The following is a 14,894-nucleotide window of genomic DNA, read 5'->3' as shown; positions in this document are numbered from 1 at the left end:
CCAGTGTTAGCATGAGAGGCCAACATGATCATCATTACTGGCGGTACCGGCCAGCTCGGCTCCCAGATCGTTGATCGGCTGCTGGATCGGGTCTCGGCGGACCGGGTCGGCGTCAGCGTGCGCGACACCGACCGCGCCGGCGACCTGGCCGCACGTGGGGTACGCGTGCGACGCGGCGACTTCACCGACCCCCACTCCCTCGCCGATGCGTTCGAGGGCGCAACGCAGGTGCTCATCGTGTCCACGAACCAGGCGGGCGAGGCAGCGGTTGCCCAGCATGTCGCGGCGATCGACGCCGCTCGCGATGCCGGTGCCACGCGCATCCTCTACACCAGCCACCAGGGCGCCGCCGAGGATTCGGTTTTTGCGCCGATGCCCGACCATGCCGCCACCGAGCGCTACCTGTCGAAGACGGGCACGCCGTTCACGGCGCTTCGGAACGGGTTTTACGCCAGCACCATCCGGCACCTGCTCGGCCGGGCGCTCGAGACCGGCGAACTTCTCGCACCGGCCGATGGGCCCGTGTCCTGGACTACGCACGCCGACCTCGCCGAAGCGGCAGCGATCATCCTCGCCGACGAGGGCCGGTTCGTTGGTCCGACCCCGCCGCTGACCGCACCGGCCGCGCTCGACCTCGCAGACATCGCCGGCATCGTCACCGAACTCACCGGACGCACCATCCGCCGCGTCGTCGCCGACGACAACGCGTGGACGGCCGCAATGATCGGCCACGGTGTACCCGCGGATCAAGCGAACATGCTGCTCGGCATATTCCACGCAGCACGCCGCGGGGAGTTCTCCGCCACCGGACCCGAGCTCGAGAATCTCCTCCAGCGCCCCGTCACGCCCGTCCGTTCGATCCTGGAAGGACTCACCACCCATTCTTGAGCTCGATGTGGCCGCCCGATACGGACGGCCGCATCGCACTCAATTCGGCAGAAGCGGACATTCGCGGACCGCGCGATAGGCGGCATGACAGTGCATTGACTGCCGTGGTCGGAGGCTTGGGTTGTGCACCCTCGTGTCGCGGTTACTGCATCTGATCCAGCATGTCGGAGAACGCCGCCTTGAGTCGCAGCGCCTTCTTGATCTCATTCGATGTCACATACGGATACTCGCCGTACTCGACGAAGCTCGGGACGTGGTGGGCGCGCACGTACTCGACGAACCCTTCGGGGCGCTCTCGCCAGTCCGCGGGGAATCCTTCCAGGTTCTCGAAGGTAGTCGCGATGCCCGATTGGCCGAACAGCATCACCGCATCCTCGGTGTACTTGTCGAAGTCGGTGTCGAAGATGCCCTGATATTGAAAGTACGTTGCGCCCTCGATCTCGAAGAGTTGCCATCTCAGGTAGTGCAGTTTCAGCGGTGCCAGCACCTCGGGGTCGGCTGTTACCGCAGCCTCCAAGGCTTTGCCATGCTCACGGATAGCGTCCTCGCGCCCGGGTATGACCTTTGCGATGATCGTAAAGCCGTAGCACGCTGGGGTTCTGGGAAATATCGGGCCGTATCGACCCCTCTCGAGTTCGAAGTATCCCTCCTTCGGGATCGCCATCATCGCAGGCTTTGACCAGTCGCCGTCACCAGTTGCCATGATCACCCCATCCTGTGTTGTCGAACTCGGAGTGAAGCCTCCCTTGCGATTCTCGCCGCCCGCCCCCAGGCTTTGGAGCACCGAGCCTCGGCGAGTCGACCGCCGGCACCCGAGCGGTAGTGCGAGGAGTCCGCTCGGAACTCGGCATTACCGCGCGTTGGGAATTACGTGATCGTCTCGCTGGCGTTGTGGTGCCCCCTTCGAAGCGCACCCCGGAGGGCCTAGCAACCCGGCTGGACCGTCGCAGACCCACTGATGTCAAGCCGACGGTGGTTGAGATTCGTGTGCAACCGCCGTCACCGCGGTGTAGGTTTTGCGGTCGCCGCGATTCTGTTCGCGATCGTCAGCTGAGCAGCGCGAACGGTCTCTCCGCTACGCGGGAAAGTTGCGGAGGGACTCGTCGCAGCGGGTTGCCTGGGCGCGGATGGCATGGGCGAGTTCTGGGGGGCCGGTGAGGAGGGTGAAGTCTATGTCGACGGAGGTGATCATCCAGACGAGTGCTCCTGGAGCGTCGGCGCCGACGTGCAATTGGCAGCTGTGCTCGTCGACGGCTTCGACTACGCCCATGCCGGGCCACACATTGCCGGTCGCTTCGGCCGCGGACGTGTGTAGGAGCACGGTCGCCTGATAGGGCCAAGCGCGCGCGGACAACTGCATCGAAAGGTGGGCCGCCACATCGCCTTCGGGGAGTTCTCGTGGCGTGAACCGTGGGCCGCTGGGCACTCGGGGTGTGATGCGGTCCGCGCGGAAGGTGCGCCAGTCGGCGCGGTCGATATCCCACGCCACCAGGTACCAACGGCGGCTGAAGTGCACCAGGCTGTGTGGCTGCACCGAGCGGCGGCTCGGCGTGCCGCTGTGCGCGCGATAGTCGAAGCGCAGTTGCTCCAGGCGCTGGCAGGCTTCGGCGATCGCCATCAGGGTGTCCGGCTCTACCGTCGTGCCCGGTGTGCCGACTCGGACCGTCGCGCTGCGCACGGTGCGCACTCGACGGCGCAGGCGCGGTGGCAGTAGCTGCTCCAGTTTGGTGAGGGCGCGCAGCGAGGCTTCCTCGATGCCCGCGACAGTGCCGTCGGAAGCGCTGCGCAAGCCGACGGCGACGGCTACCGCCTCGTCGTCATCGAGCAGTAGCGGCGGCAGCGCCGCGCCCGCGCCCAGTCGGTAGCCGCCAGTGCCTCGGGTGGCGTGCACCGGATAGCCGAGTTCGCGCAGCCGCTGCACGTCGCGGCGGACCGTCCGCGCGGTGACGTCGAGGCGTTCGGCCAGATCGGCACCGGTCCAGTCCCGATGGATCTGCAGCAGCGCGAGCAGTCTGAACAGCCGCGCTGAGGTTTCCAACATGCTTTCGACAATGCCAGAAGCTTAGGAACAGGGCTGTCCTAAGTGGCTCGTAGCGTCGTAAGCATGACCACCGAACAGGACATCCGACCCTTCCACATCGACATCCCGCAGGGCCAGATCGACGATCTGAACGCCCGACTGGCGAACATCCTGTGGCCCGACGAACTGCCCGGCGTCGGCTGGGACTACGGCATGCCGGTCTCCTATTTGAAGCAGCTCGCCGAGTACTGGCGCACCGGCTACGACTGGCGGACCCAGGAAGCGCGGCTGAATGAAATTCCACAGTTCATCACCGAAATCGATAGCCAGACACTGCATTTCCTGCATGTGCGCTCACCAGAACCGAATGCGCTGCCGCTGGTGCTGAGCCACGGTTGGCCCGCGTCGTTCATCGAGTTCCTCGAGGTGATCGGCCCGCTGACCGATCCCCGCGCACACGGCGGCGACCGCGCCGACGCCTTCCATGTGGTGATCCCGTCGTTGCCGGGCTTCGCCTTTTCCGGTCCTACCAAGTAGGTGAGGGACGGGGGAACCGAGCGGTACGCGCAGGTCATCGCCGAGCTGATGGCACGGCTGGGCTACGACCGCTATGGCGCCCAGGGCGGCGATGCCGGGTACTTCGTGTCCACCGAACTCGGTCGCATCGCCACCGAGCACCTCGCCGGTATCCACGTGAACGGGCCGATCACGATTCCGTCCTTCGGCGGCGGCGACGAGCAGTCCTGGGGTGGCGAGCACGCCGAGAGCGCAGGTGAACAGTCCTGGGGCAGTGCGGAATCCGAGTACAGCCCGCAGGATCAGGCGCGGCTCGAGGCGATGACCGGGCCGGACAGCTACACGCGGTACGGCTACGCCATGGTTCAGGCGGGTCGTCCGCAGACCCTGGCCATCGGCATGCACGACTCCCCGGCCGGGCTGCTGTCATGGATCGTCGATATGTTCCAGCGCTGGACGAACCCGGCCAAGGAGCTGCCCGAGGATGCGGTGAACCTCGATGCGCTGCTCACCAATGTCAGCATCTACTGGTTCACCAAGACGTTCGCGTCCTCCATCCGGCTGTACCGGGAGTCGAACTCCTGGGGTGTGGATCTGAAGAGCTCCGGGGTGCCGACGGGCGCGGCGATCTTCCCCGGCGACAACTCCATCCGGAAACTGGCCGAGCAGGCCCACAACATCGTGCGCTGGACGGAATACGATCGCGGCGGTCACTTCGCGGCAATGGAGGCGCCGGACCTGTTGACGGCCGACATCCGCGAATTCTTCCGATCGCTGCGCTGAGTCGCGATAAATCGTCGTGCTCGGAACAGCTGTGGCGCTGTCGGTTCCGTGGTCGAGACTTGGTTGCGGCTCGAAGCTGGGGTTCCGGTGCGGCGCGAGGTGTGCGATAGCTATGGCGAGTTCGCTGGCGCTAGACCGTACGATGGGCGGGCCGCGCGTAGCGGTCCGCCATCGCCGCGGCCGTTGCCGCGAGCTGAGCGCGCAACTCGGGTGGATCCAGGATCTCGGCGTGCTCACCCAACGGCAGGATGCCGTGCGCGAGCACCTCATAGGACTCCGAGGGGACAGTGAGCTCGACCCACCCCTCGGAGTCCGGCGGACCTGCCGAGGCAAGCGCCTCCGCCACCGCGGTCGGGTCGTTCATCAATCGCAATAGGCGCAGATGTGATTCGGCGATCCGGCACCGGGCCCGCACCCGCAACATCGAACGGACGAAATCGTCCGCGGCCTCGGACCAGTGCGCGGCGAGATCGAAATCATCCGGCCTGTCAAAAGTTTCGTCGGTCGGCTCGGCGGATACGATCCGGCTGACGCGATAGGAACGTACCGCCGATCCATTTCGCCCGACGAGGTACCAGGTACCCGCCTTGAGTACCAGGCCGAGCGGATCGAGGCAGCGCTGCACCACCTTGTCCTTGCGCCCATACCGTACCCCCAGCCTGCGGTCGTGCCACAGCGCGTCGGCAACCGTTGCGAGCGTGGGCGTTTCGTCGGGGCGGTGGAACCAGCCCGGCGCGTCGATGTGTATGCGCTCCGCGATTCGTGTTGCCCGGCCGCGCAATTCGGGTGGAAGCGCCGCCAGCACCTTCAGCTGCGCGGTCGCCAATACCGTGCCGAGTCCCAGATCAGCGGCCGCGGCGGGCAACCCCGCGAGCAGTACCGCGTCGGCTTCCTCGGTCGTCAGCCCGGTCAGCCGGGTCCGGTAACCGTCGACCAGCTGCACGCCGCCCGCGCGCCCCGGTTCGCTGTACACCGGCACACCCGCCGACGACAGCGCTTCGATATCGCGGTAGACGGTCCGCACCGACACATCGAGTTCCCGCGCCAGCTCCGGCGCTGTCGACCGGCCGCGCGTCTGCAGCAGCAACAGCAGCTGTACCAGTCGACTCGCTCGCATGAATTCGAGATTAGTCGCCCAAAACCTGACAGAAGATGTCAGGTATAGTCCGTACCGTCGGTGTCATGACCACTTGGAGCCAATTCACCGAAGAAGCGCCCCAGATCGCCGCCGTGTTCACCCGCCGCCACAAGGCCACCGGCAACCTCTGCATGCTCGGCACCATCCGCTCCGACGGTTTCCCGCGAATCAGTCCGGTCGAGCCGAGGATCTTCGAGAACATGCTGGTGATCGCGGGCATGCCCAACACGACGAAGTTCAGCGACCTGGCGCGCGACCCGCGTTTCTGCCTGCACACCGCCACTGTCGACACCCGGGTCGGTGATGGCGACGCCAAACTGTTCGGCACCGTCACCGATCTGCCGGACCGGGACGTCCATGCCCGCTTCGCCCAAAACCTGTTCGAGGAAAGCGGTTTCGACATCCGCGGACAAGAATTCGACCACTTTTTCGTCGCCGATCCGACCAGCGCGTCGACCGTCACAGTCGTCGACGATCACCTGGACATCACCATCTGGAAGCCGGGGCAAGGGGAGCGGGTGGTGCGTAAGCACTGACGGTTGCGTGCGCCAGATCGACTGACTTGGCTCGGGCGACAGTCGATACGGCGCGCACTGCCAGGTGGCGACCGGTTGGGTGCGTATCCGAGTACCGCTACCGGGAAGTGGGCCAGTGCTCCGGCCTTCAGGCCGGGGGTGAAGGCCCACGCGGGAGGGCCGCCAAGGCCCGAGCGTGCTCTAACGATCAGTGTTCGCCTGCGTGTGCGAGGTAGTCCAGCACCTCGGCAGAGACCACCGCCGGGTCGATCCCGATCGCACCGAATACGTGATCGGTGAGATCGCGGTCGCTGGCCAGTATTCCGAGCAGGAGGTGCGCGGTTTCGATGCTGGTGCTGTCGTGGTCGCGAGCCTCGGTCGCGGCGCGCAAGAGTGCCGTGGTGGCAGACGGCGCATAGGGGAGGGCGGGTGGTTCCGGCGGCGGTCCCGGATGCCGGATGGCCTTGCGCAGATCGGCATAGGACACGCCCAGCACGGTGATCGCCTCGGCGAGTTCGGTGCCCGGGGTGCGCGCGCCGAGCCAAAACAGTGCGAGCAGCATATGCTCAGGAGCTATCGAGGCCTCGCCAATCGATTCTCGCAATGCGCCCTCGAGCGTCCGCTTGGCATCCGGAGTGAACGGAATGTGCCCCGCCGCAGCCTGTTTCGCCCGTCCGGGCGTCAGATTGATCGTTGCTATGGCGGCAGCAGGTTCGATTCCCAACTGTGCCAAGGCTTGCGCGGCAGCGCAACCGCTGTCGGACTCGCATTGGCGAAGAACGGCGATCAACAGATGTTCGGCGCCGATATGGTCGTGATCGAGCTGTTGCGCCTCCTGGTGTGCCAGCACAACAACGCGCCGCGCCTCATCGGAGAACTTGTCGAACACGGCCACCTCCCTCCGGGCCTCTCTCCGATTATCCACCAATCCACGCAGCGACGAGCCCATGTTCGCCATCTCGGCCCGACCTGAACGCAATATCGCAGCGCACCTCGACGGTTCCACCCGAACGTGAACCGGTTCGCAGGGCGTCTGGAGGCACTGTGGCATCCGTACACATCATCTTAATGCCGCGGCGTGAGGTTGTGCGGTGATCGGGCCGGTATGGCACGCTGCGCTGCCGGGGCGGCTCCGGGGGCAGCGCCGCAGTGTGAGTTGAGTGGCAATCGGGGCTGGTAGGTGGTGTGGTCAGAACCGAGCGGCCGCCACGACTTCAGGAGTCGGAGGCAGTGATGGCCTGCACCTCGCGGTAGCTGGGAATCTCTGCGCCTACCCGGCCGTCCTCGCGCACCGTGCGGGCAACGCCGACGATTGCCGCGAGTGCGGCGCGATAGAGCAGTGAACCTGTACTGATCCGGCGTACACCCAACGAAGCGAGTGTCGCGATCGACGTGCCTTTCGCGGCATACAGCATGTTGACCGGCAGCGGAGTCGCGGCGACCAACCGGCCGATCTGGTCCGGGTCGGTCATGCCGGGAACGAAGATTCCGTCCGCGCCCGCGCTCGTATACTGCTCGACGCGGGCGTGGGTCGAATTGTGTTCTAGCTTCAGCCAATACGTGTCGACTCGGGCGTTGATGAACATTTCCGGTGCGCGGGCTTTGATCGCGGCGATCAGCGCCGCCAGGTGGTTCGGTTCGGCGAGTGCGCTTTCAGAACGACCGTCCTCGAGATTCACTCCGGCGATCCCCAATTCGGCCAACTGTGCGACGAATTCGGCGACCGTCCCGGGGTCTTCGCTGAAACCGCCTTCGATGTCGACTGTCACCGGCACCGACAGACGCGCCAATCGACTTGCGACCGTGAGTGTTTCGTCGCGAGTGACGCCCGCACCGTCGGGGAGCCCGGCCGCGATGGCAACTCCGAGACTGGTTGTCCCGATCGCCGGAAACCCTTCGGCCGCGAGCATCGCCGCGGAACCGAAATCCCAGGCGTTCGGCAATATCAGCGGCTGATCGCCATGGTGCAGCTCGTGGAAGATCTTCGTCTTGTTCATCAGGATCCTTCGATGATTCCGGTGGCAATGGCAATGGCGTGCTCGCGCCCGGGGCACTCGTGCGGTCCCGCACCGAATCCCAGGCCATCCTGGGTCAAATCCAGCGCTACCAGCTCGTCGTCCACAACGCGCCTGGTCTGGCGAACCGGCGGGTCTTCGGTCATGGTCCGTGCGATGCGCTCATCGGCCGAACCCGCCGTGCCCGACTGTCGGGCATTGGCCACCAGACCACCCGTCGCTGCGCAAGCCTGAACCAGCAGGCTGATCCGGGCCGCCGTGCCTTCGTCCGCCACATTTCCGCACGCGGTGACCAGCTCCGCGACCGCACGATCGGCGGCGGGATCGTCCGGCGTGTGCGGCTGATAGTGCGCGGCGACCACGTCTACCGCCGAAAGTGAGATGCCAGGCAGCCCAAGGGCTTCGGCGAGAACGCGCACATGGGCGAACGGTTCGTCGGCGACCGCTCTGGCCCGCCGGCGCAACAGGTCCGGGGAGATCCGAGCCAATTCGGCTTCAACCAATGCCCGCCGCCGCTCGTGCACCGGCCCGTCGCAGAAGCGGGGAACATGGGCGCGCAACCACGCGATCCCCGGCGGCGTACCCACCTGCGCAACCGCAGGCATCGGCGCATTCAGCAGCGCATCCCGCACCCGATCGGGGTCGGTGATCACTGGACATGTCCCGTTCATACCGCGACCGTAGTGCGAGGTTGTTTCGGTGGCCGCCGAAACAACCGCGCACCATCATGGTGGGGTGCACACCCGAGGAGCCGAACTGGCCGGACTGGCCGCATTGCTCGCCGACCGCACCCGTGCCGACATGTGCCTGGCCCTGGTCGACGGCCGCGCTTGGACCGCGGGCGAACTGGCGCGCCACGCGGGCGTCGCGCCGTCCACCGCCACCGAACACCTCAACCGACTGCTCAACGGCGGCCTACTCGTCGAACGCCGTCAGGGCAGGCACCGCTACGTGCAACTGGCGGGCCCCCAGGTGGCCGAACTACTGGAGGCCATGGTCGACCACCTCGACCCGCCGCGCACCGAAGTGAAGAACCTCCGCTCGGCGACCGTCGCGGCCGCGCTGGCCCGCGGCCGAACCTGCTACGACCACCTGGCCGGACGACTCGGCGTAGCCATCGCTGACGCGATGACCACTCGCGCCCTGCTCGACACCGACGGCGGGTTCGCCCTCACCCCGGCCGGACTGACCTGGCTCGCCGACCAGATGGGCATCGACCCCGCCGCCCTGCGCGCCACCCGCCGCCCCATCGCCCGTCCCTGCCTCGACTGGACCGAACGTCGCACCCACCTGGGTGGCGCCGCGGGCGCCCACCTCTGCCGCCGTTTGCAAGACCTCGATTGGATCCACCGAGTCGGCGCCAGCCGCGCCATCCGCGTGACGCCGAAAGGCGAGCGCGGCCTCAACGACGTACTCGGCATCGATCCCGCCGTGCTGGGCTGAGTCCGCCGCAGCGATGGTCTGCGGGCGACAGGTTTGCCGATCATCGTCGCGGTTACTCAGGTCGCGACTGCGGTGCTGGTATTCCCGCTCGTCGCAGGGTTGAGCGGCCGGCGCGATACCCCGTTCATGAATGGGCTTGCATAATCGTGCATAATCATCACATGGTTGATTCAGCGGACGGACCCGTGTTGCGGGTCGCGGTGGCCGGTGCGAGCGGGTACGCGGGCGGTGAGGTGCTGCGTCTGTTGCTGGAGCATCCAGAATACCGCGCCGGGCGCCTCGTCATCGGCGTGCTGACCGCGGGGTCGAACGCGGGCAGCATGTTGGCGGAGCATCAGCCGCATCTGCTGCCGCTGGCCGATCGAGTGCTCGCGCCAACCTCTGCCGACGAGCTGGCAGGGCACGACGTGGTGTTCCTCGGCCTGCCGCACGGCCAGTCCGCCGCCATCGCGACGGCGCTGCCGGACTCGATGGTGATCATCGACTGCGGCGCCGACTTCCGGCTGACCGATGCGCGGGCCTGGGAGAAGTACTACGGCAGCGCCCACGCGGGCAGCTGGCCCTACGGACTACCGGAACTGCCCGGCGGCCGGGAGAAGCTGCGCGGCGCGAGCCGGATCGCCGTGCCCGGCTGCTATCCCACGGTGGCGAGCCTCGCGCTGGCACCGGCGGTCGCCGCGGGCATCGTCGAGCCGAAAGTAAATGTGGTTGCGGTGAGCGGTACTTCGGGCGCTGGCCGCAAGCTCGACGTCGGCCTGCTCGGGTCCGAGGTGATGGGTTCGGTCCGGGCCTACGGCATCGCCGGCGCGCACCGGCACACGCCCGAGATCTCGCAGAACCTGAAGGCCGCGGGCGGCACCGATGTCGCCGTCTCCTTCACGCCGGTATTGGCGCCGATGCCACGGGGCATTCTCGCCACGTGCACCGCGCCGACCCGAGTCGACGCAGCGCAGGCGCGCGCCGTCTACGAAAAGGCTTACACCGACGAACCGTTCGTGCATCTGCTGCCGGAAGGGCAACTGCCGCAGACCGGTTCGGTGCTCGGCTCCAATGCCGTCACCCTGCAGGTCGCGGTGGACACCGACGCGGGTCTGCTCGTGGTGATCGGCGCGATCGACAACCTGACCAAAGGCACCGCGGGCGCTGCGGTGCAATCCATGAATCTGGCTGTCGGATTCGACGAGACCGCAGGACTTTCCACCGTAGGAGTAGCACCGTGACGACAACCGAAGCCAGCGCTGCGCGTGGCAAGCTGGTCCGGACCCAGGGCGTGACCGCCCCGCTCGGCTTCCGGGCAGCAGGCATCGCCGCGGGCATCAAGGCCAGCGGGAAGCCCGATCTGGCGCTGGTATTCAACGAAGGGCCGGAGTACGCGGCCGCGGGCGTATTCACCCGCAACCAGGTGAAGGCGGCACCCGTGCTGTGGTCGCAGCAGGTGCTGACCTCGGGCCGACTGCGCGCGGTCATCCTCAACTCCGGTGGTGCCAACGCCTGCACCGGGCCGGGCGGATTCCAGGACACCCACCAGACCGCCGAGGAATTGGCTGCGGCGCTGAGCAATTGGGGCACCGAGACCGGCGCCGGCGAAATCGCCGTCTGCTCCACCGGTTTGATCGGCGACCGGCTACCGATGGACAAGGTGATCCCCGCGATCACCGAGATCGTGAAAGAGATGGGCGGCGGCCTCTCCGGCGGCCTCGACGCGGCGCACGCGATCATGACCACCGATACCGTGCCCAAGGAGGCGGCCTTCCACCACCGCGACAAGTGGAACGTCGGCGGCATGGCCAAGGGCGCGGGCATGCTCGCCCCCTCGCTGGCGACTATGCTCGTGGTCCTCACCACCGACGCCGCGGTGCCCGCGGCACAACTGGATCGGGCGCTGCGCAACGCGACTCGACTCACCTTCGACCGGCTCGACGTCGACGGCTCCTGCTCCACCAACGACACCGTGCTGCTGCTGGCCAACGGCGCCAGCGAGGTCACGCCGTCGCAGGAAGACCTCGATGCCGCGGTGCTGGCGGTCTGCGACGACCTGGCCGCGCAGTTGATGGCCGACGCCGAGGGTGTCACCAAGCGGGTGCGGGTCACCGTCGCCGGTGCGATCAGCGAGGACGAGGCGCTGATCGCGGCGCGCGCCGTCGCCCGCGACAGCCTGGTCAAGACCGCGCTGTTCGGTTCCGACCCGAACTGGGGCCGGGTACTCGCCGCCGTCGGCATCGCGCCCATCACCCTCGATCCGAACCGGATCTCGGTGTCGTTCAACGGAAGTCCGGTCTGTATCGACAGCGTTGGCGCACCCGGCGCGCGCGAGGTCGACCTGGCGCGCGCCGATATCGACGTGCTCATCGACCTGAATGTCGGCGACGGCATGGCGATGATCCGCACCACCGACCTCTCACACGGTTATGTCGAAGAGAATTCGGCCTATAGCTCATGAGCGAGCGCAGCGAGCGAGTCATCGGCACAGCGCCCTCGGGCATGAGCGGTCAAGTGCTGCACGATCTTTCGGCGCTGGACAAGGCGCACGTGCTGGCCGAGGCGCTGCCGTGGCTGCAGAAGTTCCGGGACAAGATCGTGGTCGTCAAATACGGCGGAAACGCGATGATCGACGCGGACCTCGAGCGGGCCTTCGCCGCCGACATGGCCTTCCTGCGCACCGTCGGCGTGCACCCGGTGGTGGTGCACGGCGGCGGACCGCAGATCAGCGCGATGCTGAAAAAGCTCGACCTGCAAGGCGAATTCCGCGGCGGCTTCCGGGTCACCACGCCCGAAGTAATGGACGTGGTGCGGATGGTGCTGTTCGGTCAGGTCGGCCGGGAATTGGTCGGGCTGATCAACGCACACGGCCCGTACGCGGTCGGTATCTCCGGTGAGGACGCGCGACTGTTCACCGCAACCCGGCGCACCGTCGATGTCGACGGCGAGCCTACCGACGTCGGTCTGGTCGGCGACGTCACCGCGGTGAACCCGGAATCGATCCTCGACCTCGTCGGCGCCGGACGCATCCCGGTGGTGTCGACCATCGCCCCCGATGTCGACGGCGTGGTGCACAACATCAATGCCGACACCGCCGCGGCCGCGCTCGCCCAGGGGATCGGCGCCGAGAAATTGGTGGTGCTGACCGACGTCGAAGGCCTGTACACCAACTGGCCGGACCGCTCGTCACTCACCTCGCGTATCGACGCCGCCGAGCTTGCGAAGTTGCTCCCGAGCTTGGATGCAGGCATGGTGCCCAAGATGGAAGCCTGCCTGCGTGCCGTTCAGGGCGGAGTGCCTACCGCGCACGTCATCGACGGTCGTGTCCCGCACTCGGTCCTGTTGGAGCTGTTCACCGGAGAAGGAATCGGAACGATGGTGACGCCCGTGCTGTCCACACCGGACGGGGCAAGCGCACTGAACGGAACGAAATCATGAACACACCAGATCTGCAGCAGCGGTGGTCCGCCGCGATGATGAAGAACTACGGCACGCCGAAGATCGCGCTGACGCGCGGCGCGGGGGCGGTGGTCTACGACGCGGACGGCAAGCGCTACGTCGACTTCCTTGGCGGCATCGCCGTCAACAGCCTCGGCCACGCCCACCCGGCGATCCTGGAGGCGGTCACCCAGCAGTTGGGCACTCTTGGGCACACCTCGAATCTCTACGCCAACGAGCCGGTGATCGAACTGGCCGAGCGGCTGCTCGCACACTTCGGTGACGGCGAATTCGGCGACGGGCACGGCCGGGCGTTCTTCTGCAATTCCGGCACCGAGGCCAACGAGGCGGCATTCAAGATGGCGCGGATGACCGGCCGGAGCAAGATCATCGCCTGCGACGAGGCGTTCCACGGCCGAACCATGGGCGCGCTCGCACTCACCGGGCAGCCGTCGAAGCGGTCGCCGTTCGAGCCGATGCCACCCGGCGTCGTACACGTGCCCTACGGTGACGCCGCGGCCCTGGCGGCCGTGGTGGACGAGGACACCGCCGCGGTGTTCCTCGAGCCGATCATGGGGGAGAGCGGCGTCGTGGTGCCGCCCATCGATTACCTGGTGAAGGCACGCGAGATCACCGCGCGGCACGGCGCGCTGCTGGTCCTCGACGAGGTGCAGACCGGTATCGGGCGCTGCGGAAAGTTCTATGCGCACCAGGCTTTCGGCGTCGTGCCGGATGTGATCACCCTCGCCAAGGGTCTCGGCGGCGGACTGCCGATCGGAGCCGTGCTCGCCACCGGGCCGGCCGCCGATCTGCTGACACCGGGTCTGCACGGCACCACCTTCGGCGGCAACGCGGTCTGCGCGGCCGCCGCCCTTGCGGTGCTGCGCACCATCGAGGAACTGGATCTGCTCGCGCACGTCGAGTCCGTCGGTAAGCGGCTCAGTGACGGCATCGAACTGCTGGAGCATCCGCTGATCGACCATGTGCGTGGCGCCGGTCTACTGCTGGGCATCGTGCTGACCGAGGACGCTGCGGCCGAGATCGAGACCAGGGCGCGGGAGGCCGGATACCTGGTGAATGCGCCGAAGCCGAACGTCGTCCGGCTCGCGCCGCCATTGGTGCTCACCGAAACACAGTCCGACAACTTCGTCGCCGACCTGCCGGAGATTCTGAACGGCGCCGCCGAAGATGCGAAGGGAACCAAGGGATGAGCCTGCGCCACTTCCTACGCGACGACGATGTGACTCCGGTCGAACAGGCCGAAATTCTCACGCTCGCAGCCGAACTGAAGAAGGCGCCGTTCTCGCACCGGCCGTTGGACGGACCGCGCGGTGTCGGGGTGATCTTCGAGAAGAACTCCACCCGCACCCGCTTCTCCTTCGAAATGGGCATCGCCCAGCTCGGCGGGCACGCGGTGGTCGTCGACGGACGCGACACCCAGCTCGGTCGTGAGGAAACCCTCGGCGACACGGGTACGGTGCTGTCGCGCTATGTCGACGCGATCGTCTGGCGCACCTTCGAGCAGGTGCGCCTGGACGAAATGGCAGCCACCGCAACGGTTCCGGTGGTGAACGCGCTGTCCAACGAGTTCCACCCGTGCCAGTTGCTTGCCGACCTGCAGACGCTCGCCGAGCGCAAGGGCAGCCTGGTCGGCCGCAACCTCACCTACTTCGGTGACGGCGCCAACAACATGGCGCATTCGCTGCTGCTCGGCGGCGTCACCGCCGGACTGAACGTAACCATCGCCGCCCCAGCGGGTTTCGAGCCGCTGCCGTGGATCCTGGAAGCCGCCCGCAAACGCGCCGCCGAAACCGGCGCCATCATCACCCTCACCGGTGACCCGGTCGCCGCCGCGACCGACGCCGATGCGCTGGTGACCGACACTTGGACCTCGATGGGCCAGGAGAACGACGGCCTGGACCGCGTCGGCCCGTTCCGTCCGTTCCAGCTCAACACCGAACTGCTCGCCCACGCACAGTCCGATGCCGTTGTGCTGCACTGTCTTCCGGCGCATCGCGGCGAGGAGATCACCGACGAGGTGCTGGACGGCCCGCACAGCGTCGTCTGGGATGAGGCCGAGAACCGCCTGCACGCGCAGAAGGCGCTGCTGGTGTGGTTGCTTGCCAGACGTAACGAGGGTGCGGCGTGAGCGAACCAGC

At 67.0% G+C, this 14,894-nt stretch carries 16 protein-coding genes; 10 read left to right on the top strand and 6 right to left on the bottom strand.

The features are described 5' to 3' along the window. Nucleotides 1-24: 24 nt before the first annotated feature. The gene (locus tag ACV7NQ_RS01825; protein ID WP_463357988.1) at nt 25-888 is read left to right on the top strand and encodes an NmrA family NAD(P)-binding protein; all 864 of its coding nucleotides are present in this window, start codon (nt 25-27) and stop codon (nt 886-888) included. A 142-nt stretch (nt 889-1,030) separates the two neighbouring features. On the opposite strand, the gene ACV7NQ_RS01820 is transcribed toward ACV7NQ_RS01825, so the two are convergent. Both ACV7NQ_RS01820 and ACV7NQ_RS01815 read right to left on the bottom strand, forming a co-directional pair. Beyond that, nucleotides 1,031-1,591 carry a hypothetical protein gene (locus ACV7NQ_RS01820; protein ID WP_463357987.1) on the bottom strand — a complete coding sequence of 187 codons (561 nt, stop codon included), beginning with the start codon at nt 1,589-1,591 and terminating at the stop codon, nt 1,031-1,033. Between the two features lie 372 nt (nt 1,592-1,963). Then, nucleotides 1,964-2,929, bottom strand: a complete 966-nt coding sequence (locus tag ACV7NQ_RS01815) for a helix-turn-helix transcriptional regulator (protein WP_463357986.1) — start codon at nt 2,927-2,929, stop codon at nt 1,964-1,966. 63 nt (nt 2,930-2,992) lie between these two features. Here ACV7NQ_RS01815 and ACV7NQ_RS01810 point away from each other — a divergent pair, with 63 nt between their 5' ends. Both ACV7NQ_RS01810 and ACV7NQ_RS01805 read left to right on the top strand, forming a co-directional pair. Continuing rightward, a complete protein-coding gene (locus tag ACV7NQ_RS01810; protein ID WP_463357985.1) occupies nt 2,993-3,445 on the top strand; it encodes an epoxide hydrolase family protein in 453 nt (150 codons plus the stop codon). Then, entirely contained in the window at nt 3,446-4,207 is a 762-nt protein-coding gene (locus ACV7NQ_RS01805) for an alpha/beta fold hydrolase (RefSeq protein ID WP_463357984.1), read from the top strand. A gap of 130 nt (nt 4,208-4,337) precedes the next feature. Here ACV7NQ_RS01805 and ACV7NQ_RS01800 read toward each other — a convergent pair whose 3' ends face one another. Next, nucleotides 4,338-5,324: a helix-turn-helix transcriptional regulator gene (locus ACV7NQ_RS01800; RefSeq protein WP_463357983.1), complete on the bottom strand. Its 987-nt coding sequence runs from the start codon at nt 5,322-5,324 to the stop codon at nt 4,338-4,340. Nucleotides 5,325-5,389: 65 nt separating this feature from the next. On the opposite strand from ACV7NQ_RS01800, the gene ACV7NQ_RS01795 reads away from it, so the two are divergent. Continuing rightward, complete coding sequence (locus ACV7NQ_RS01795) at nt 5,390-5,881, top strand: pyridoxamine 5'-phosphate oxidase family protein (protein WP_463357982.1); 492 nt, start codon at nt 5,390-5,392, stop codon at nt 5,879-5,881. Nucleotides 5,882-6,068: 187 nt separating this feature from the next. On the opposite strand, the gene ACV7NQ_RS01790 is transcribed toward ACV7NQ_RS01795, so the two are convergent. From ACV7NQ_RS01790 to ACV7NQ_RS01780, 3 genes are all read right to left on the bottom strand, one after another. Continuing rightward, nucleotides 6,069-6,749, bottom strand: a complete 681-nt coding sequence (locus ACV7NQ_RS01790; RefSeq protein WP_463357981.1) for a Clp protease N-terminal domain-containing protein — start codon at nt 6,747-6,749, stop codon at nt 6,069-6,071. 325 nt (nt 6,750-7,074) lie between these two features. Then, nucleotides 7,075-7,857: an isocitrate lyase/PEP mutase family protein gene (locus ACV7NQ_RS01785; RefSeq protein WP_463357980.1), complete on the bottom strand. Its 783-nt coding sequence runs from the start codon at nt 7,855-7,857 to the stop codon at nt 7,075-7,077. Further along, entirely contained in the window at nt 7,857-8,546 is a 690-nt protein-coding gene (locus ACV7NQ_RS01780) for a cytochrome P450 family protein (RefSeq protein WP_463357979.1), read from the bottom strand. The genes ACV7NQ_RS01785 and ACV7NQ_RS01780 overlap by 1 nt, the downstream gene beginning before the upstream one ends. Before the next feature lie 28 nt (nt 8,547-8,574). On the opposite strand from ACV7NQ_RS01780, the gene ACV7NQ_RS01775 reads away from it, so the two are divergent. The 6 genes from ACV7NQ_RS01775 (at nt 8,575) to argF (ending at nt 14,884) form a co-directional block, all read left to right on the top strand. Continuing rightward, a complete protein-coding gene (locus ACV7NQ_RS01775; RefSeq protein WP_463357978.1) occupies nt 8,575-9,318 on the top strand; it encodes an ArsR/SmtB family transcription factor in 744 nt (247 codons plus the stop codon). A 161-nt stretch (nt 9,319-9,479) separates the two neighbouring features. After that, entirely contained in the window at nt 9,480-10,538 is a 1,059-nt protein-coding gene (argC, locus tag ACV7NQ_RS01770) for an N-acetyl-gamma-glutamyl-phosphate reductase (protein ID WP_463357977.1), read from the top strand. Continuing rightward, on the top strand, nt 10,535-11,758 hold the full coding sequence (gene argJ / locus ACV7NQ_RS01765; RefSeq protein WP_463357976.1) for a bifunctional glutamate N-acetyltransferase/amino-acid acetyltransferase ArgJ: 1,224 nt from the start codon (nt 10,535-10,537) through the stop codon (nt 11,756-11,758). Before argC ends, argJ begins: the two co-directional genes overlap by 4 nt. A 41-nt stretch (nt 11,759-11,799) precedes the next feature. Continuing rightward, nucleotides 11,800-12,735 (top strand): acetylglutamate kinase, encoded by a 936-nt coding sequence (argB, locus tag ACV7NQ_RS01760; protein WP_463365493.1) that lies wholly within the window; start codon nt 11,800-11,802, stop codon nt 12,733-12,735. Continuing rightward, nucleotides 12,732-13,946, top strand: a complete 1,215-nt coding sequence (locus tag ACV7NQ_RS01755; RefSeq protein ID WP_463357975.1) for an acetylornithine transaminase — start codon at nt 12,732-12,734, stop codon at nt 13,944-13,946. Before argB ends, ACV7NQ_RS01755 begins: the two co-directional genes overlap by 4 nt. Further along, nucleotides 13,943-14,884 (top strand): ornithine carbamoyltransferase, encoded by a 942-nt coding sequence (argF, locus tag ACV7NQ_RS01750; RefSeq protein WP_463357974.1) that lies wholly within the window; start codon nt 13,943-13,945, stop codon nt 14,882-14,884. The genes ACV7NQ_RS01755 and argF overlap by 4 nt, the downstream gene beginning before the upstream one ends. Nucleotides 14,885-14,894 lie beyond the last annotated feature (10 nt).

Source organism: Nocardia sp. Tas62D01, assembly GCF_055232035.1.
The sequence above is the reverse complement of the archived record's forward strand: the minus strand, read 5'-3'. Positions and strand labels throughout refer to the sequence as shown.

What these genes read in the sequence shown, in the direction of transcription:
- ACV7NQ_RS01825 (WP_463357988.1), top strand. Translation starts at nt 25, where the DNA reads ATGATCATCATTACTGGCGGTACCGGCCAGCTCGGCTCCCAGATCGTT.
- ACV7NQ_RS01820 (WP_463357987.1), bottom strand. Translation starts at nt 1,591, where the DNA reads ATGGCAACTGGTGACGGCGACTGGTCAAAGCCTGCGATGATGGCGATC.
- ACV7NQ_RS01815 (WP_463357986.1), bottom strand. Translation starts at nt 2,929, where the DNA reads ATGTTGGAAACCTCAGCGCGGCTGTTCAGACTGCTCGCGCTGCTGCAG.
- ACV7NQ_RS01810 (WP_463357985.1), top strand. Translation starts at nt 2,993, where the DNA reads ATGACCACCGAACAGGACATCCGACCCTTCCACATCGACATCCCGCAG.
- ACV7NQ_RS01800 (WP_463357983.1), bottom strand. Translation starts at nt 5,324, where the DNA reads ATGCGAGCGAGTCGACTGGTACAGCTGCTGTTGCTGCTGCAGACGCGC.
- ACV7NQ_RS01795 (WP_463357982.1), top strand. Translation starts at nt 5,390, where the DNA reads ATGACCACTTGGAGCCAATTCACCGAAGAAGCGCCCCAGATCGCCGCC.
- ACV7NQ_RS01785 (WP_463357980.1), bottom strand. Translation starts at nt 7,857, where the DNA reads ATGAACAAGACGAAGATCTTCCACGAGCTGCACCATGGCGATCAGCCG.
- ACV7NQ_RS01780 (WP_463357979.1), bottom strand. Translation starts at nt 8,546, where the DNA reads ATGAACGGGACATGTCCAGTGATCACCGACCCCGATCGGGTGCGGGAT.
- argC (WP_463357977.1), top strand. Translation starts at nt 9,480, where the DNA reads ATGGTTGATTCAGCGGACGGACCCGTGTTGCGGGTCGCGGTGGCCGGT.
- argB (WP_463365493.1), top strand. Translation starts at nt 11,800, where the DNA reads ATGAGCGGTCAAGTGCTGCACGATCTTTCGGCGCTGGACAAGGCGCAC.
- ACV7NQ_RS01755 (WP_463357975.1), top strand. Translation starts at nt 12,732, where the DNA reads ATGAACACACCAGATCTGCAGCAGCGGTGGTCCGCCGCGATGATGAAG.
- argF (WP_463357974.1), top strand. Translation starts at nt 13,943, where the DNA reads ATGAGCCTGCGCCACTTCCTACGCGACGACGATGTGACTCCGGTCGAA.